This is a genomic window from Salipiger sp. D13 (genome assembly GCF_003703915.1).
In the GTDB taxonomy this organism is placed as follows: Bacteria; Pseudomonadota; Alphaproteobacteria; order Rhodobacterales; family Rhodobacteraceae; genus Salipiger; species Salipiger profundus.
On sequence record NZ_ML112590.1, the window covers coordinates 138,810 to 157,134 of the forward strand.

14 protein-coding genes and 1 tRNA gene are annotated in these 18,325 nt (G+C 65.8%); 8 read left to right on the plus strand and 7 right to left on the minus strand.

Annotated elements, in window-relative coordinates; translation table 11 throughout:
* The first annotated feature begins 15 nt into the window (after window positions 1-15).
* Together D6860_RS00655 and D6860_RS00660 are read left to right on the plus strand one after the other, a co-directional pair.
* Window positions 16-1,527 carry a class I adenylate-forming enzyme family protein gene (locus tag D6860_RS00655; RefSeq protein ID WP_017466985.1) on the plus strand — a complete coding sequence of 504 codons (1,512 nt, stop codon included), beginning with the start codon at window positions 16-18 and terminating at the stop codon, window positions 1,525-1,527.
* A gap of 117 nt (window positions 1,528-1,644) precedes the next feature.
* Window positions 1,645-1,986: a hypothetical protein gene (locus tag D6860_RS00660; protein ID WP_017466984.1), complete on the plus strand. Its 342-nt coding sequence runs from the start codon at window positions 1,645-1,647 to the stop codon at window positions 1,984-1,986.
* Window positions 1,987-2,039: 53 nt separating this feature from the next.
* Here the strand turns inward: D6860_RS00660 and D6860_RS00665 are convergent, their stop codons facing one another.
* The 5 genes from D6860_RS00665 to pdxH form a co-directional block, all read right to left on the minus strand.
* Window positions 2,040-5,681: a vitamin B12-dependent ribonucleotide reductase gene (locus D6860_RS00665; RefSeq protein ID WP_083697869.1), complete on the minus strand. Its 3,642-nt coding sequence runs from the start codon at window positions 5,679-5,681 to the stop codon at window positions 2,040-2,042.
* Window positions 5,682-6,203: 522 nt separating this feature from the next.
* Window positions 6,204-6,280 (minus strand) — tRNA-Pro (locus tag D6860_RS00670).
* Window positions 6,281-6,326: 46 nt separating this feature from the next.
* Complete coding sequence (locus D6860_RS00675; RefSeq protein ID WP_076624594.1) at window positions 6,327-6,794, minus strand: DUF192 domain-containing protein; 468 nt, start codon at window positions 6,792-6,794, stop codon at window positions 6,327-6,329.
* A complete protein-coding gene (locus tag D6860_RS00680; protein ID WP_017469226.1) occupies window positions 6,767-7,309 on the minus strand; it encodes a cold-shock protein in 543 nt (180 codons plus the stop codon). The genes D6860_RS00675 and D6860_RS00680 overlap by 28 nt, the downstream gene beginning before the upstream one ends.
* Window positions 7,310-7,417: 108 nt before the next feature.
* The gene (gene pdxH / locus D6860_RS00685) at window positions 7,418-8,023 is read right to left on the minus strand and encodes a pyridoxamine 5'-phosphate oxidase (protein ID WP_076624593.1); all 606 of its coding nucleotides are present in this window, start codon (window positions 8,021-8,023) and stop codon (window positions 7,418-7,420) included.
* A 127-nt stretch (window positions 8,024-8,150) separates the two neighbouring features.
* On the opposite strand from pdxH, the gene fabI reads away from it, so the two are divergent.
* Together fabI and gpt are read left to right on the plus strand one after the other, a co-directional pair.
* The gene (fabI, locus tag D6860_RS00690; protein WP_076624592.1) at window positions 8,151-8,957 is read left to right on the plus strand and encodes an enoyl-ACP reductase FabI; all 807 of its coding nucleotides are present in this window, start codon (window positions 8,151-8,153) and stop codon (window positions 8,955-8,957) included.
* 18 nt (window positions 8,958-8,975) lie between these two features.
* Window positions 8,976-9,479 carry a xanthine phosphoribosyltransferase gene (gene gpt, locus D6860_RS00695; protein WP_017468222.1) on the plus strand — a complete coding sequence of 168 codons (504 nt, stop codon included), beginning with the start codon at window positions 8,976-8,978 and terminating at the stop codon, window positions 9,477-9,479.
* An 85-nt stretch (window positions 9,480-9,564) separates the two neighbouring features.
* Here the strand turns inward: gpt and D6860_RS00700 are convergent, their stop codons facing one another.
* Window positions 9,565-10,428, minus strand: a complete 864-nt coding sequence (locus D6860_RS00700; RefSeq protein ID WP_076624591.1) for an SDR family oxidoreductase — start codon at window positions 10,426-10,428, stop codon at window positions 9,565-9,567.
* A 97-nt stretch (window positions 10,429-10,525) separates the two neighbouring features.
* Here D6860_RS00700 and D6860_RS00705 point away from each other — a divergent pair, with 97 nt between their 5' ends.
* The 4 genes from D6860_RS00705 to trpE are packed head-to-tail and all read left to right on the plus strand — an operon-like array spanning window position 10,526 to window position 15,627.
* Window positions 10,526-10,981 (plus strand): winged helix-turn-helix transcriptional regulator, encoded by a 456-nt coding sequence (locus tag D6860_RS00705; RefSeq protein WP_110688238.1) that lies wholly within the window; start codon window positions 10,526-10,528, stop codon window positions 10,979-10,981.
* Between the two features lie 33 nt (window positions 10,982-11,014).
* On the plus strand, window positions 11,015-12,217 hold the full coding sequence (locus D6860_RS00710; protein WP_076624590.1) for an aminotransferase: 1,203 nt from the start codon (window positions 11,015-11,017) through the stop codon (window positions 12,215-12,217).
* 37 nt (window positions 12,218-12,254) lie between these two features.
* Window positions 12,255-14,102 carry a SurA N-terminal domain-containing protein gene (locus D6860_RS00715; RefSeq protein ID WP_076624589.1) on the plus strand — a complete coding sequence of 616 codons (1,848 nt, stop codon included), beginning with the start codon at window positions 12,255-12,257 and terminating at the stop codon, window positions 14,100-14,102.
* Between the two features lie 10 nt (window positions 14,103-14,112).
* The gene (gene trpE / locus D6860_RS00720) at window positions 14,113-15,627 is read left to right on the plus strand and encodes an anthranilate synthase component I (RefSeq protein WP_076624588.1); all 1,515 of its coding nucleotides are present in this window, start codon (window positions 14,113-14,115) and stop codon (window positions 15,625-15,627) included.
* Between the two features lie 210 nt (window positions 15,628-15,837).
* On the opposite strand, the gene D6860_RS00725 is transcribed toward trpE, so the two are convergent.
* Window positions 15,838-17,931, minus strand: coding sequence for an Ig-like domain-containing protein (locus D6860_RS00725; protein ID WP_076624587.1), 2,094 nt, complete (start codon window positions 17,929-17,931; stop codon window positions 15,838-15,840).
* Window positions 17,932-18,325: the final 394 nt, after the last annotated feature.

The following is an 18,325-nucleotide window of genomic DNA, read 5'->3' on the forward strand; positions in this document are numbered from 1 at the left end:
ACCTAATCCCTTTGCATGATCTCGGAATTCGACGAAGGGCCGTTCGCGCCCTGCCCCCAGCCCTTCAACCTCGCCGCTCACGTCCTTGCAGCCGGTGAGGCGACGCCTGACAAGATCGCCCTGTCGGTCGTGAAGCCGACCGGCGCCGCGCGCTGGTCCTATGGACGGCTGACCGCGGCCGTACGCGGGACCGCCACGGGGCTTCTGCAGGCGGGGCTGGAGCCCGGGGATAGCGTCCTCTTGCGGCTTGGCAACACCGTCGACTTTCCCATTGCCTACCTCGGTGCCATCGCTGCCGGAATGGTGCCGGTTCCGACATCCTCGCAGCTCACCGCGCGCGAGGTCGCGCCCATGATCGCGCATCTCGGCCCCAAGGCAATTCTGCGCGGTGACGATATTGCGTGCCCAGAAACCGACCTGCCCGTTTTCGGCTCGGCGGATTTCGAAAGCTGGCACGATCTGCCGCCCGCTGAATATGACATGGGCGATCCAGGGCGGCTTGCCTACATCATCTATACCTCCGGCACTTCGGGAACGCCGCGCGCGGTCGGTCATGCGCATCGCGCCATATGGGCGCGACAGATGATGATGCAGGGCTGGTACGGCCTGCGCCCGAGCGACCGCCTGCTGCACGCGGGTGCTTTCAACTGGACCTATACGCTGGGCACCGGTCTGATGGACCCTTGGACGATGGGCGCGACCGCGTTGATCCCCGCCGCCGGCACCGACCCGGCACAGATCCCGCTGCTTCTGAAGCGTAACGACGCGACCATTTTTGCAGCGGCTCCGGGTGTTTACAGGCAACTCCTGAAGTATCCCGTGCCGCCGATGCCGAAGCTGCGCCACGGCCTTGCCGCCGGCGAGAAGCTGGCCGCACCGATCCGCGAGGCTTGGCGCGAGGCCACGAGCACCGAGATCTACGAGGCCTTCGGCATGTCCGAATGCTCGACCTTCGTGTCGTCTTCGCCCGATCATCCGGTCACGCCCGGCACGCTTGGTCGTCCGCAAACCGGACGTCGCGTCGCCATCCTCGGCGAAGATCACCTGCCGGTCGAGCGAGGCACACCCGGCATGATCGCCGTTCACCGCTCCGACCCCGGCCTCATGCTGGGCTACATCGGCGCGCCCGAGGAGACCGCTGCCCGCTTTGCCGGTGACTGGTTCCTGACGGGGGATCAAGGCGCGATGGATGACACGGGCGAGATCACCTATCTCGGCCGTGGGGATGACATGATGAACGCCGGCGGCTACCGGGTCTCTCCGCTCGAGGTAGAGGCGGCGCTTGCCGACCTGCCGGGCATCGTCGAGATCGGCGTCACCGACATCGCGATCAAGGAGGGCGTCAGCATCATCGCCGCCTTCTACGTGGCCGAGTCAGAGCTCGATGAGGATGCGCTGAAGGCCGCCGCCGCCGACCGGCTGGCGCGCTACAAGCAACCGAGGGCCTTCGTGCGCGTCGATGCCCTGCCCCGCAACCCCAATGGAAAAGTGACCCGCAAGGCGCTGAAGGATCAGGCTATTTCTTGATTTCGTACGCTGATCAAACGGTTTCTTAGGGTCTTGACCAGGCGCGTGGATGCGTGGGATTTTAGAGGCACTTCCAAACAAGTCTTTTCTTCATCCACATCCCCGAAAGCGTTTCTCATGCGTCTTGTTCTTCTGCTCCTCGGCGGCCTTCTCGCCGCGTCCTCCGCCTCTGCCGCCTGCTCAGAAATCCGCTTCGCGCCGGGCGCATCTGCCGGTGAGGTCAAAGGCCAGGTCATCGACGGTGAGCCCCGTTGCTTCACCTTCGGCGCCGGTTCCGGCCAAAGCGCGCGCCTGCAGATCTTCGGTAGCGACAACACCTGCTTTACGGTCCCCGGCATCGCGGACTGCCGCGACGAGCTGACCTTCGGCACCGATCGCCGCGATTATCAGGTCAACGTCTTCCAGCTGTTCCGGAAGCCGAGCCACGATCCCTTCACGTTGCGCCTGACCATCAAATGAAAAAGGGCCCCGCGTCCGGGGACCTTTCTGCATCATCTTGCTTTGCGAGTGGCTCAGCTGCAGCCCGAGGTCGACCCGCAGGTGTTGCACTTCATGCAGGTGCCGTTGCGCACCAGCGTGTAGTTGCCGCATTCGCCGCAGGCCTCGCCTTCGTAGCCCTGCATCCGGGCTTTGGCACGGGCATCCATCGCCATGGCCGAGCCCGACGACGACAGCGTCGCCACCGTGCTCTGCGCGGCACCGGCGGTCTGTGCAGCGCCAGACCCGTGGGTGCCGGTCTGCGCACCGCCCTGAAGCACCACGAGTTCCTGCGGCAGCCGCTTGCGCAGGTAACCGGTGGACGAGATCTGCTTGAGCATCTCGATCGACCGGGCCGCCGTGGTCTCGGACAGCTCGGAGACGTTCGACACGCCCTCTTCCTCGCCGCGGCCGAGGTCGTCGAAGGTCGCCCCCGACGGTTTCACATGCGCAAGGTCTGTCCGGTCGAGATAGCTGACCGCCAGCTCGCGGAAGATGTAGTCGAGGATCGAGGTGGCGTTCTTGATGCTGTCGTTGCCCTGCACCATGCCCGCGGGCTCGAACTTGGTGAAGGTGAAGGCGTCGACGAACTCCTCGAGCGGCACGCCGTATTGCAGACCGACCGACACCGCGATGGCGAAGTTGTTCATCATCGCCCGGAAGCCCGCGCCTTCCTTGTGCATGTCGATGAAGATCTCGCCAAGCGCGCCGTCCTCGTATTCGCCGGTGCGCAGGTAGACCTTGTGGCCTCCGACAACCGCCTTCTGGGTGTAGCCCTTGCGGCGCTCGGGCATCTTGGTCCGACCGGCCCGCACAACCTCCTTGATGACCACCTCTTCGACGATCTTCTCGGCGATGACCTGCGCCTTCTCCTGCGGCGAGCCGCTCTCGAGCACTTCGAGCGCGTCGTCGTCATCCTCGATCAGCGCCGAGGCGAGCGGCTGGCTCAGCTTCGAGCCGTCGCGGTAGAGCGCGTTCGCCTTGACCCCCAGCGACCACGACAGCTCGTAGGCGGCCTGGCAGTCCTCGACGGTGGCGGCGTTCGGCATGTTGATCGTCTTCGAGATCGCGCCCGAGATGAAGCTCTGCGCGGCGGCCATCATGTGGATGTGGCTTTCCACCGAGAGGTAACGCTTGCCCTTCTTGCCGCAGGGGTTGGCGCAGTCGAAGACCGACAGGTGCTCGTCCCGGAGGTGCGGTGCGCCCTCGAGGGTCATGGTGCCGCAGACGTGGTCGTTGGCGGCCTCGATGTCCTGCTTCGAAAAGCCAAGGTGGCGCAGCAGGTCGAAGGTCGGGTCGATGAGTTTTTCCGCCGGGATGCCGAGCACCTCCTGGCAGAACTCCTCGCCCAGCGTCCACTGGTTGAAGACGAAGCGGATGTCGAAGGCGGTGGCGAGCGCGGATTCGACCTTTTCGATCTGCGCGGGCCCGAAGCCGTGGCCGATCAGCGCCGTGTGGTTGATGCCGGGCGCGTTGCCGAGCGATCCGTGACCCACAGCGTAGGCGACGATCTCCTCGATCTCGGCCGAGCTGTAGCCGAGCTTTTCCAGCGCGCCGGGCACCGAGCGGTTGATGATCTTGAAGTAACCGCCGCCCGCGAGCTTCTTGAACTTTACCAGCGCGAAGTCCGGCTCGATGCCCGTGGTGTCGCAGTCCATGACAAGCCCGATGGTGCCCGTCGGCGCGATCACCGAGACCTGCGCGTTGCGGTAGCCGTTCTGCTCACCGAGCCGCAGCGCTTCGTCCCACGACGATTTCGCCAGCGCCACAAGCGCCGCATCGGGGCAGTTGCCGTGATCGAGCGCGACCGGCTTCACCGCGAGGCCGTCGTAGCCATCGGTCTTGCCGTAGGCGGCGGTGCGGTGGTTGCGGATGACGCGCAGCATGTGATCGGCGTTGCGCTCGTAGCCCGGGAAGGTACCCACCTCGCCCGCGATCTCGGCCGAGGTCGCGTAGGACACGCCGGTCATGATCGCGGTGAGCGCGCCGCAAAGCGCCCGGCCCTCGTCGCTGTCATAGCTGTAGCCCATGTTCATCAGCAGGCCGCCGATGTTGGCATAGCCAAGACCCAGCGTGCGGAAATCATAGGACCGCTGCGCGATTTCCTTGGACGGGAACTGCGCCATCAGAACCGAGATTTCCAGCGTCAGGGTCCACAGGCGCGTGGCGTGCATGTAGGTCTCGGCGTCGAAGCGGCCGTCCTTCAGGAAGGTCAGCAGGTTCATCGACGCGAGGTTGCAGGCCGTGTCGTCGAGGAACATGTATTCCGAACACGGGTTCGAGCCACGGATCTCCCCGTCTTCCGGGCAGGTGTGCCAGGCGTTGACGGTGTCGTGGAACTGGATGCCCGGGTCGGCGCAGGCCCAGGCCGCGTGGCCGATCTGCTCCCACAGTTCGCGGGCGTCGACGGTCTTGGCGACCGTGCCGTCGGTGCGGCGGATCAGCTCCCACGGCTTGCCTTCGCGGACGGCTTCGAGGAAGGCGTCGGTCACGCGGATCGAGTTGTTCGAGTTCTGGCCCGAAACCGTGGCATAGGCCTCGGAGTCCCAGTCGGTGTCATAGGTGGGGAACTCGATCGAGGCGTAGCCCTGCCGTGCGTAGTCGAGCACGCGCTTGATGTAGGTCTCGGGGATCGCGACCTTTTTCGCCTCGCGGATCGCCTTCTTCAGGCCGAGGTTGGCGTTGGCCTCGTAGGCGTCGGCCTCGAGCCCGTCCCAGTTGCGGATCGCGGCGAAAATGCCGTTGAGCATCTGCTCGTGCATCTTCGAGCCGGCGACGATGCTCGCGACCTTCTGCTCTTCCTTGACCTTCCAGTTGATGAAGTCCTCGATGTCCGGGTGGTCAGCATCGCAGATCACCATCTTGGCCGCGCGGCGCGTGGTGCCGCCCGACTTGATCGAGCCCGCGGCGCGGTCACCGATCTTGAGGAAGCCCATGAGACCCGACGACCTGCCGCCGCCCGAGAGGCTCTCGCCCTCGGCGCGCAGGCTCGAGAAGTTGGTGCCGGTGCCGGAGCCATACTTGAAGAGCCGCGCCTCGCGCACCCACAGGTCCATGATGCCGCCCTCGTTCACGAGGTCGTCGCTCACGGACTGGATGAAGCAGGCGTGCGGCTGCGGGTGCTCGTAGGCCGACTTCGACTTGGTGAGCTTCCCGGTCACGTGGTCGACGTAGTAGTGACCCTGCCCCGGACCGTCGATGCCGTAGGCCCAGTGCAGGCCGGTGTTGAACCACTGCGGCGAGTTGGGCGCTGCGGTCTGGCTGGCCAGCATGTGGCGCATCTCGTCGTAGTAGGCCTGCGCGTCGGCCTCGGTCGAGAAGTAGCCGCCTTTCCAGCCCCAGTAGGCCCAGGCACCGGCGAGTCGGTCGAAGACCTGCTTGGCAGAGGTTTCACCGGTGCGGGGCGTGTCCTTGGAGGCCGGGGCCGAGCGCCAGAGGAACTCGGGCACGTCGTCTTCGGCGACCTTCCTGAGCTCGGTCGGAACGCCGGCCTTGCGGAAGTATTTCTGCGCGATGACGTCCGACGCGACCTGGCTCCACTTCGCGGGAACCTCGAGCGTGTCGAGCTTGAAGACCGTGCTGCCGTCGGGATTGCGGATTTCCGAGCTCGTGGTGACGAACTCGATGCCCGCATATGCGTCCTGGCCTGCCGTGGTGTATTTCCTGTCGATCTTCATCGCTGCCTCTGCCTTCAGCTGTGCCAAAATCCGTGCCGGCCACAGGGAAAGACAGACCGTTCGGCGACGGTTGATACCCGTCTCCGTGACTCGCGCTGATGCTGTCGCTTCTGACTGTCCCCGCCGATGGCCACTACATGTTGTGCGCTCTCGTCCGGCCCCCACAACCTGACGCAAAAGCGCCGGGACGGTCAACGCTTTTCTGGACGGCTCCCGCACATAATTGGGAGGTCAGACTTCGCCGCATACCAAGTGTATGGAATGTTCGAATTTCATCCACATGGTGATCCACCGGCCGCTTTCGCAGAGACGTCACGTAACCGCTCTTTGCGTCGGGCTTATCCACAGTCTCCTTCCGCGCGTGCTGCAAGGCTGGGGACATGTCGGAAAAGGCAGTGCGCCCTTGCTGCAACACCCTGTTTCGCCGGGATAATGCCGAAAAACGGCGTATCGGACGCGACTCGGGGCTCCGGCAACGCCTGCGCCGCTGCGGGTCACATCAATATCTTGTGGAAGGTGGGTTGGTCGGGGCGGCGAGATTCGAACTCACGACCTTCTGTACCCAAAACAGACGCGCTACCAGGCTGCGCTACGCCCCGACACGGGACCGCATACAAGCGGAACCGAGATTTGAAAAGTGCGAAATCACCCGCAGGGCCAGGCGGCGGCCTCGATCGCGGGATGCTTCATTTCGCTGCCGACCTCGATGCCGAGGGTCGACGCGAGACCGCCGTTGATCTCGAGCACGTATTGCGACGGTGCGCCGCTCGGGATCGGGGTCTCGTCGTGCGGGATGGCGTTCTCGTGGATCGCGACCACCCTGCCCTCGGCGTCGGCGAAGATCATGTCGAGCGGGATCAGCGTATTCTTCATCCAGAAGGACACCGGACGCTCGCGGTCGTAGACGAAGAGCATGCCCGCAGCCGCCGGCATCTTCTCGACGTTCATCAGCCCCTGCGCGCGCTCGCCGGCATCATCGGCGACCGCCACGTTGAACCGCGCCGTGCCCCAGTCGCCACGCAGCCAGAGCGTGTCGTCGCGGCATGCGCTCGCGGCGGGGCCTGCCACAAGCGCGGCGGCAGAGATCAGGACTGCGTAAGTGCGGCTTCCCATGCACATACCTCGGTGGCCATGAGCCCGCGCTTGCCGTCGATCTTGCGGATTCCGAGCGCCTCGCCCGGCTGCAGATCGGCGAGACCTGAGCGACGCAGGACCTCGATGTGGATGAACACGTCTTCGGGCTTGCCGAAGACATTGGCAAAGCCGAAACCCTTTGCTTTGTCGAACCATTTGACCCGGGCCGGCTCGAGCGGTGCGGCGCGCATGACGTCGGGGTCGATGCCCTCGAAGTCGGCAAGCGGCGCTCCGGTCGGCATTTCGGGTGGTTCTATACTGAGAACTTCGGTGGCCTGGATGCCGCGTTCTGTCCTCTGTACCACAACCTCTACGTGAGCGCCGTCCGCGACGGAACTCTGGCCGAAATTGCGCAGGACGTTGGCATGCAGCAGGATGTCGGGACCGCCTTCATCGGCGATCACGAATCCAAATCCCTTCACGGGATCGAACCACTTCACCTTCCCGAGGACCTTCTGTCCCTCGTCGTCATGCTGTTTCAACTGCGTTTCCATTGATCTTCTAACGTATCCCTCACTCCTCTCTTTCGACGAGCGGAGGTGGGAATGCAAGCCTCAGAACCCTTTATTTTGTGACCACATGCAATTCACGCGACGTGAAATTCACGGGTTGAGGCGCGTGACGACCCATGCATCGGCGGGGTTCCGCCGGCGCCAGACAAATCGGTCGTGCAACCGGAAGGCGCCATCGGCCCAGAACTCGATCTCGACAGGCGTGATCCGGAAGCCCCCCCAGAACGGCGGTCGCTTCGGCGACGGTCCCTGCGTTGCGGTTACCTTGGCGACCTCTGCCATCAATGCAGCCCTAGAGGCGAGTGGCTGCGACTGTTGCGACGCCCAAGCCCCCAGTCGCGACTTCAGCGAACGCGAGTTGTAGTAGGCATCGGCCTGCGGCCCGTCCTCGCGCTCAACCATACCGCGAACGCGGATCTGGCGCCGCAGGGATTTCCAATGCATCACAAAGGCGGCCTTGCCGCTCTCAGCGATTTCCTGCCCCTTGGCGCTGTCGTAGTTGGTGTAGAAGACAAAGGCATCGTCCTCGATCTCCTTCAACAGCACCATGCGGGCGTTCGGCAGGCCGTCCGCGTCCACGGTCGACAGTGCGATGGCGTTGGGATCGTTCGGCTCGTGGGTTTCGGCCTCGGCAAGCCAGCTGCGCGCGATCGCGAAGGGATCGTCGCCCGCAAATATACCGGTCCGGTCGGACATGACTGCTTTCTCCTTAGTGAGGCCCGGCAGTCGCAGTCGAGAGGCGCTGGCGGGCGCGAACCCTTGAAGCCCCCACGGGCTTGCCCTAAAGGGTTGCGGAAACAGAAATGCCGGTTGGGGGAAGGGAATGTCAAACACTCTGATGGCGGGCAAGCGCGGTCTCATCATGGGCCTCGCCAACGACAAGTCGATTGCCTGGGGCATTGCAAAGGCCCTGCGGGACGCGGGCGCCGAGCTTGCCTTCTCCTACCAGGGCGAGGCGCTAAAGAAGCGCGTCGGCCCGCTGGCCGAGCAACTCGGCTCGGACATCGTGCTGCCCTGCGACGTCGGCGACGAAGCCTCGATCGACGCGCTCTTCGAAGGTCTCGGCGAGCGTTGGGACGGGCTGGACTTCATCGTCCACGCCATCGGCTTCTCGGACAAGTCCGAGCTGCGCGGCCGCTACGTCGACACCTCGCGCGACAACTTCGCGATGACGATGGACATATCGGTCTACTCCTTCACGGCCGTCATGCAGCGCGCCGAGAAGATGATGAGCAACGGTGGTGCCGCGCTCACGCTGACCTACTACGGCGCCGAGCGGATCATGCCGCACTACAACGTGATGGGCGTCGCCAAGGCCGCGCTCGAGGCCTCCGTGCGCTATCTCGCCGAGGACCTCGGCAAGGACGGCATCCGCGTCAACGCGATCTCGGCCGGCCCGATCAAGACGCTGGCGGCAAGCGGCATCGGCGATTTCCGCTACATCATGAAGTGGAACGAATACAACTCGCCGCTACGGCGCAACGTGACCATCGAGGACGTGGGCGGCTCCGCGCTCTACCTTCTCTCGGATCTCGGGTCCGGCGTGACGGGCGAGACTCACCACGTGGACGCGGGCTATCATGTCGTGGGCATGAAGGCGGTCGACGCGCCCGACATAACCAAGGCCTGAGCGAGAGGACGCAGGAACATGGACCGGTTGCCGCACGAGAAAGGGTTCCACGTCAGCTGGGACCAGCTTCACCGAGACGCACGTGCGCTGGCGTGGCGCATGCAGGGGCACGGTCCCGACGACGGCGGCTGGAAGGCGGTCGTGGCGATCACCCGCGGCGGCATGGCCCCGGCGATGATCATCGCGCGCGAGCTCGACATCCGGCTCGTCGACACGATCTCGGTCAAGAGCTACAACCACCAGACGCAGGCTGAACCCCGGGTCATCAAGTTCCCGGACATGGAAGTGATGGGCGACGGCACCGGTGTCCTGATCATCGACGACCTGGTCGACACCGGCCGCACGCTCGAAGTGGTGCGCGAGCATCTGCCAAAGGCCCACGTGGCCACGGTCTACGCCAAGCCGAAGGGCAAGCCGATGGTCGACAGCTACATCACCGAGGTCAGCCAGGACACCTGGATCTTCTTCCCGTGGGACATGGCGCTGCAATACGTCAAACCCTATCGGGGCACCTCGGACTGACACAATGCACAGAGCCGTACGTAGGGCTCTCCCAAGGCACGACGGAATATCGGGGCGCGGTTGATCACCGCGCCCCGTCTTCGTTTCAGAGCCCCGCTTTCAGCGTCTCGCGCCAAGGGGTCGTCGCGCGTCCGATGAGCGTGGACAGCGTCTTGTCATCGCTGAAGAGCCCGCCTTCGGAGGCGCCGCGATCGCTGTCCGCGAGCATCTCCGCCACCGGCCCGGGCAGCCCGGCGCCGGTCAGCGCGGCGGCATACTCTGCCTCGGACATGTTCACGTAGGGCACGGTCTTGCCGGCGGCTTCGGACAGCGCGGCTGCGAATTCCGCAAGCGTGTAGCTGTCATCGCCCGCAAGCTCGTAAATCGTGCCGCTTTCGGGCAGATCGCCGGTCAGAACGGCGGTGGCAGCCTCGGCATAGTCCTTGCGCGCGGCCGAACTGATACGCCCCTCTCCGGCGGCGCCGATGAGCGCGCCATGCTCCAGTGCCGCACCCGCACCCATCACGTAGTTCTCGGTATACCAGCCGTTGCGGAGCAAGGCGTAGGACAGACCGGAAGCCGCGAGCGCCGTCTCGGTGGCAACATGTTCGACCGGAAGGACCTTGAGCGGCGAGCTGTCCGCGTTGAGGATCGAGGTGTAGGCGATAAAGCCAACGCCAGCGGTCTTCGCTGCCTCGATGACCCTGCCATGCTGTGCCGCGCGCTGGCCCACCTCGCTGGAAGAAATCAGCAGCAGCCGCTCCACTCCGGCGAACGCCGTCTCGAGCGCCGCCGCATCGTCATAGGAGGCGATGCGCACCGAGACGCCCTTGGCCTCGAGCGGCGCGGCCGCTTCGCTGCGGCGCACCAGGGCGCCGATCTCTTCCGCCGGTACACGCGCGAGGAGCGCATCGATCACGAGCGCGCCCAGCTGACCCGACGCGCCTGTCACGAGATACTTGATGGTCATGGTGTTGTCCTTTCCGAACTGCCGAATTTGGGCTATGTTTGCAACATGGTCTCAAATGTAGACCGCCATTCAAAGCCGGTAAAGGAGGCACTTTTCGATGACCAGGGAACATGCAGGTAACCCACCCGTGCCGGAAGCGCTCGTGCCCTTCCTGCAGTTCGAGGGCGCCCCGGAGGATGCCGCTGCCTGCCCGGTCCGCGATGTGCTGGACCGCGTTGGTCAGAAGTGGACGCTTCTGCTGCTCATCGCGCTGATCCCGGGGCCCCGGCGCTTTTCGGCGTTGCAGCGACAGGTGGGCGACATCTCGAAGAGGATGCTGACGCAGTCGCTGCGCCAGCTGGAACGCGACGGGCTCGTCGCCCGCGAGGTGTTCGCCACCAAACCGCCGTCGGTCGAATACCGTCTGACCGAGCTCGGCCGCTCGGCGCTGGACCCGATCGCGGCGCTCACCGACTGGGCAGACCGCAACCATGACCGCATCCGCGCCGCCCGTTCGGCCTATGATGCGTCGGAAGATGGGGCGGCTCTTTCCCTTGCCCGGACGGGCTGTTAGCGTGCCGCGACATTTAATCCGGACCATGTGACCATGCCCCAGCCCAGCCGCACGCAATCGACCTTTACCCCGCCCGTTCCCGAGGCCAAACGCTGGATCGAGGGGGTGAGCTTTCCCGCCGACCGTCCGCTCGTGAACGTGAGCCAGGCGGCGCCGGTCGACCCGCCGCCCGCGGCCCTGCGGCGCGCGATGGCCGAGGCGATGGAACGGCCCGAGACGCATCTCTACGGACCGGTGCTCGGCCTGCCGGCCCTGCGGGAAGCACTCGCGCGGCACTGGAGCGCACATTACGACGCCACCGTCCGCGCTGATAACATCGCGATCACTGCCGGCTGCAATCAGGCCTTTGCAGCGACGCTTGCGGCCATTGCCGGAGAAGGGGATGAAGTTCTTCTTCCAACACCATGGTATTTCAACCATAAAATGTGGCTCGACATGCAGGGCGTCCGCAGCATCCCGCTGCCCACAGACGACCGGCTTCTGCCCCGTGCCGAGACCGCGCGGGCGCTCATCACCGAGCGCACCCGCGCCATCGTGCTGGTGTCGCCCAACAACCCCGGCGGCGTGGAATACCCCGCGGAAACGCTGGCCGAGCTTTACGATCTCGCCCGCCAGCATGGGCTGAAGCTGATCGTCGACGAGACCTACAAGGACTTCGACAGCCGCAGCGGCGCCCCCCACGACCTGCTGTCGCGCGAGGGGCACGAAGAGACGCTGATCCAGCTCTACAGCTTCTCCAAGGCCTACCGTCTCACAGGGCATCGCGTCGGCGCCATCGTCGCCGCGCCCTCGCTGCTTCAGGAGATCGAGAAGTTCCAGGATACGGTCGCGATCTGCGCGCCGCAGCTCGGCCAGATCGCCGCGCTATGGGGGCTCGAGAATCTCGCGCAATGGGTGGCCGGCGAACGGGACGAGATCCTTGCCCGCGGACGCGCGATCTCCGAGCAGTTCCCGAAGCTTGCGGCAAAGGGCTGGAAGCTCAAGGGCCTTGGCGCCTACTTCGCCTATGTCGAGCATCCGTTTGCCGAAAGCTCGGACGTGCTCGGGCGGCGGCTGGTCCACGAGGCGGGCGTGCTCGCCCTGCCCGGCACCATGTTCATGCCCGAGGATGACGCGGACGGCGCGCGCCATTTCCGCTTTGCCTTCGCGAACCTGGATGCCGCCGGGATCACGACACTGTTCGACCGGCTTTCCGCGCTGGACTGGCCCCTTGCGGGGGCGGACGCCCCGGCGTAGACACGGGCGCCAGAAACCATCGGGGAAGAGGCAGCACATGGCGCGCGGCAAAGGCGGCATCACGAAATATATCGTCTGGGCGATCCTCATCGCCTCCTTCGTGGGCTTCGGCGCCTTCGGGACGGTCAACTTCAGCGGCGGCGTCGGCGAAATCGGCCGCGTCGGCGACACCGAGATCACCACGGCAGAATACACGCGGGCGCTGCAAAGCGAGATGCGCTCGATGGAGGCCCAGACCGGCCAGCCCATGACCGTCGAGCAGGCCCGCCAGCAGGGCGTCACCAACCGCGTCCTGTCGCAGGTCGTCACCAACGCCGCGCTCGAGGACGAGACCAAGCGCATGGGCCTCTCGGTCGGCGACGAGCGTGTCGCCGAGGCGCTGCGCAACATCGACGCGTTCAGCGGCTCGGACGGCAGCTTCGACCGCGACGCCTATGCCTACGCGCTGCGCAACGCCGGGCTGAACGAGGGCGAATTCGAAGAGAACCTGCGCCGCGACAGCGCCCGCTCGATCCTGCAGGGCGCGGTGCTTTCCGGCGTCTCGCTGCCCGACACCTACGTCGACACGCTGCTGTCCTACGTGGGCGAGACCCGTGCCTTCACCTGGGCGACGCTCGGCCGCGACGCGCTGAACACCGGCCTGCCGGTCGCCGACGAGGACACGCTGCGCGCGTTCTACGAGGACAACATCGAGCAGTTCACCCTGCCCGAGACCAAGGCGATCACCTACGCGTGGATCACCCCGGAAATGATCGTCGACACCGTCGAGATCGACGAGGACACGCTGCGCGCCGCCTACGAAGAGCGTCACGACGAGTTCAACATGCCCGAACGGCGCCTTGTCGAACGTCTCGTGTTCTCGGACGAGAGCGAAGCGCAGGCGGCGATGGACCGCATTTCCTCGGGCGACGCGGACTTCGAGACCATCGTCGAGGACCGCGGCCTCGTTCTGGCCGACACCGACATGGGCGACGTCACCCGTGCCTCGCTTAACGAGGCCGGCGAGCCGGTTTTCTCCGCCGAGGTTGGAGATGTGGTCGGCCCGGCGCCCTCGCCGCTCGGGCCCGCACTCTACCGCGTGAACGGCGTTCTGGCGGCGCAGGAGACTTCCTTCGAGGACGCGGTGCCCGATCTGCGCGACGCGCTGGTCTTCGACCGCGCCCGCCGCGTGATCGAGGGCATGGCGCAGGACATCGACGACGAGCTCGCCGGTGGCGCCACGCTCGAGGAACTGGCGAGCGACACCGAGATGGAGCTTGGACAGATCGACTGGACCGCCGAGAGCGACAGCGGCATCGCCGGCTACGAGACCTTCCGCGAGGCGGCGCAGGCGGTGACCCGCGACGATTACCCGGCCATCGAAACGCTGGGCGACGGAGGCATCTTCGCGCTTCGGCTAGACGAACTGCGCGAACCCGCCCCCGCTCCCTTCGAGGACGTGCGCGATCGCGTCGAGACACTCTGGGAGCAGGAACAGGCACAGGAGGCCCTTGTCGCTCAGGCGCAGGATCTGGTTCCGGCACTCTCCGGCGACGGCTCCTTCGAGGAATCGGGGCTGGACCCGGTCGAGGAAACCGGCCTGACCCGCAACGCCCAGATCGATGGCCTGCCGCGTGCGGTGCTCGAGGCGGCCTTCGACATGGACCCCGCCGAGGTGCGCGTGGTGCCCGGCGCGGGCGAGGCGCTTGTCGTGCGTCTCGACACGATCACGCCGGTGAACGCCGACGAGCCGCAGGTCGCACAGCTTGGCAACCTGCTGCGGGATCGTGCCGCGAACAGCGTGTCGCAGGACCTCTTCAACGCGCTCAACGCCGACATCCAGAGCCGCGCGGGCGTCACCATCGACCAGTCGGCGATCAACGCCGTGCTCAGCAACTTCCGGTAAGGCGTCAGACATGGCCACGCTCGTTCCCGCGTTCGACGATTTCGCCGCCGCCTACGAGGCCGGCCGCAACCAGGTGGTCTACGCCCGGCTTGCGGCCGATCTCGACACGCCGGTGTCGCTGATGCTCAAGCTCACCGGCGCCCAGAAGGACGCTTTCATGCTCGAGTCGGTGACCGGCGGCGAGGTGCGCGGGCGCTACTCGATCATCGGGATGAAGCCCGACGTGGTCTGGAAGTGCCACGGCGAAACGGCCGCGCTGAACCGGCAGGCGCGCTTCGATCCCGACGCCTTCGAGGAGGTCGAGACCGATCCGCTGACCGCGTTGCGGGCGCTGATCGAGGAAAGCCGCATCGAGCTGCCCGAGGATCTGCCGCAGTCGTCCGCCGGGCTCTTCGGCTACCTCGGCTACGACATGATCCGGCTTGTCGAGAAGCTGCCCGACGTGAACCCCGATCCGCTCGGCCTGCCCGACGGGCTGATGCTGCGGCCCTCCGTGGTCGCGGTGCTCGACGGCGTCAAGGGCGAGGTTACCGTGGTCGCGCCGGCCTGGGTGCAGGACGGTGTTTCGGCCCGGGCGGCCTATGCCCGCGCCGCCGAGCGCGTGATGGACGCGGTGCGCGACCTCGAGCGTGCGCTTCCGCAGGCCAGCCGCGATCTCGGCGAGGCGCATGAGGCCGGCGAGCCGGTTTCGAACTTCACGCGCGAGAGCTACAAGGCCGCCGTGGAGACGGCCAAGGACTACATCCGCAAGGGCGACATCTTCCAGGTGGTGCCGGCGCAGCGCTGGACCCAGCCCTTTCCGCTGCCGCCCTTCGCGCTCTACCGCAGCCTGCGGCGCACCAACCCGTCGCCGTTCATGTTCTACTTCAACTTCGGCGGCTTCCAGGTGATCGGCGCGAGCCCCGAGATCCTCGTGCGGGTTTTCGGGCGCGAGGTCACGATCCGCCCGATCGCCGGCACGCGGCCCCGGGGCGCCACTCCCGAGGAGGACCGAGCGCTCGAAGCCGATCTTCTGGCCGACAAGAAGGAACTGGCCGAGCACCTCATGCTGCTGGACCTCGGCCGCAACGATACCGGCAAGGTGTCGAAGATCGGCACCGTGAGACCGACCGAGAAGTTCATCATCGAGCGCTACAGCCACGTGATGCACATCGTCTCGAACGTCGTGGGCGAGCTTGCCGACGATCAGGACGCGCTGTCGGCCTTTTTCGCGGGGATGCCCGCCGGCACGGTTTCCGGTGCGCCCAAGGTCCGCGCGATGGAGATCATCGACGAATTGGAGCCGGAAAAGCGCGGCGTCTACGGCGGTGGTGTGGGCTACTTCTCGGCGGGCGGCGACATGGACATGTGCATCGCCCTGCGCACCGCCATCGTGAAGGACGAGAAGCTCTACATCCAGGCCGGTGGCGGCGTCGTCTACGACAGCGACCCCGAGGCCGAGTACATGGAGACCGTTCACAAGTCGAACGCCATCCGCCGCGCGGCCGCGGACGCGGCGCGCTTCACCGGCTCCGGCAACAGCTGACCTATTGCCGGCTGCCCGCCCCGTCGCTGAAGTGGCGCGGGCGGGCTCCGGACATGCGTCCGATAACGCCACGCGCCACAAGCCGTCTCAAGAAATCCGGCAGACAATGGAAAAACGGGGCCGCCTGCGCCGCCCCGTTTCCCATGGTCGTTCCAAGTGCAGGGTCGAGGTGCACCGGAACGAGCTGCATATTCGTTCCGGAACATGGTCTCAGCTGGTCAGAAGCTGTGCCTCGTGCTTCTTCAGAGAGCGACGCGCCGAGCCGTAGGCCTTGAGACCCTCGGCATGCTCCAGCTCGGGGAAGAGCTCGAAGATCTCCTGACGCTGTTCCTCGCCGATGCCGCGCAGCGACAGGTCGCCCGGCTGGAAGCTTTCGCTCCAAGCGCCGTTCGACAGCACGACCTCGTGGGCGTCGAACATCATGTGGATGTAGGTCACGCCGAGCGTGTCGACCTCGTCCACGCCTTCGAGCCCGGTAAGATGCTTCGCCGCGGCGAGAACTTCGCGCTCTTCGAAGTAGAGCGTCGTCTTGTCGTTGGCGACGAGCACCCGGTGGTTCGGCGATACGAGAAGGTCGTGCTCGGGCAGGTTCTTGCCAAGCGCGCCCTGCTGGATCAGCACAGGCCTCAGGTGCGGCTTGCGCGCCAGCTGGTGGCCGGTCAGCTCCTTGCGGCCGATCCAGCGGATCTCCTGGATGCCGTTGTCGCGGGTGATGACCCGGTCGCCGACCTCGAGATCCTCGACGAGGCGCTCGCCCTGCGGCGTCGCGATGAGCGTGCCCGGCGTGAAGCAGGGCAGCACCTCCACGTTGACATAGGCGCTGTCTTCGCCGCCGTTGCCGTCGGTGATCGTGTAGGTGAAGCTGTCGTAGCCGGTGAAGCCCTCGTCCGCGACGAAGGTCACGGTGCCATCCTCGTTCAGCGTGACCTCGCCGTTGGGCGCATCGCCGACCGAGGTGATGGTCAGCGGATCGCCGTCCGGATCGGTGTCGTTCAGCGTCGGGTCGAAGGTGGCCGGAGAAACGCCGGTGGTGCTGTAGATGTCATCCACCGCATCGGGCGGGGTGTTGCCGGTCGGAGGAACGGTGTCGTCGCCCACGGTCACGATGATGTCGGCCGTGTCGGTGCCGCCGTTGCCGTCGTCGACGGTGTAGGTGATCGTGTCCTCGCCGGTGAAGCCCTCGTCGGGGGTGTAGGTCACGGTGCCGTCTTCGTTGATGACGGCGGTGCCGTTGCCCGGCTCGGTCACGTCGGTCACGGTCAGCGGGTCGCCGTCGACGTCGGTGTCGTTCGTGGTCGGATCCAGCGTCACCGCCACGCCCACGTCGGTGCCGACCGTGTCATCGGTCGCGACGGGCGCGTCGTTCACCGGCTCGACGGTCACGTCGACGTTGCCGGTCGCGGTGTTCCCGTCGGGATCCTCGACGGTGTAGACGATTTCGGCCGGGCCGTTGTAGTCGGCATCGGGCGTGAAGGTCAGCGTGTTGTCGTTGTTGATCGTCACGGTGCCGTTGGTCGCGGTGGCCGAGGTCACGGTGAGCGCCTGCCCCTCCGGATCGCTGTCGTTGGCAAGCACGTCGATGGTGACGGCCACGTCCTCGTCGGTGGTGGCGGTGTCGTCCTCGGCGATCGGGCCCATGTCACCGTAGTCGGTGGTCGAGAAGGACACGTCCGAGACGAGCACGCCCTGGGTGGCGTTGCCGCCGTTGGCGTAGACGATCTCGATCGAACTCACCGGCCCCGCGATGGAGACTTGCAGCGTGCCGTCCTGCTCGGCGAAGTCGGTGGTGCCGCTGCCGGTGGCAGTGTCGCCCGAGACCGAGGTTGCCCCACCGAGAACGTTCATGGTTACGTCGACGGCGTTGCCCTCGGCGTCATAGGCGAGGATGGTGACGTTGTCCTGCCAGTCAGACTCGACCGTGCCACCGCCGTTGTACTCGGCGAGGTCGGCAAGGTCGCCGCCCGTGCCGCTGTCGACGTCGTTGAGGATGAACGAGACGTTCTGGACCTCGTCGCCATAGGCATCATCCGTGGCGCTGAAGTCGAGCACGGTGGTCGAGGTCGAGGACACCGAGCCGCCGCCGTCACCGCCGGCGCCGAAAAGCTTCAGGTGCGAGTTGGGGTCGGTGTCCGATCCCTCGGGCACGTAGCCGTCATAGGTGACGGTGAAGGCCTGTGCCTCCGCATCCTGCGGTGTGAACGTGATACCGACGGCGACGCCGCCGGCATCCACCGTGGTCGTCGTCCCGTCGAGATTGGTGCCGTAGGCGCCAAGCGCACTCCAGTCCAGAACCAGATCAGCCATAATTTTCGACCCTTATACCTTCAAACCGGGGCCAAGCCCCAAGCCGCGTGGACGGCAACGACGCCGGAGCGGTGCCGCCGATGAAATCGCTCGTCATGCCTGCAAGCTGTGCGTCGGAATGGCCGCCTCTGCCCACATTCCTGACGCGGACGAAGAGTTGCCGTTGGCAGGGGACCAGCATCCCACTGCTCTCAACGCATTCTCGCGAATGCCTGACAATTCAACGGCCGCCCCCGTGGCCAATCGTCTTCACCCCCCAGTCGGGCTTGGGAAATTAATACTCCTGCGTCTGAGACCGCTCAAAGGGAAAAGTGGCAGGGCGGCGGCACACCACGCTCCGGAAGCCGCCAACGGAGGGCCCGAGTTCCTCGGGGTTTTCAAAACCTTGGCGTGT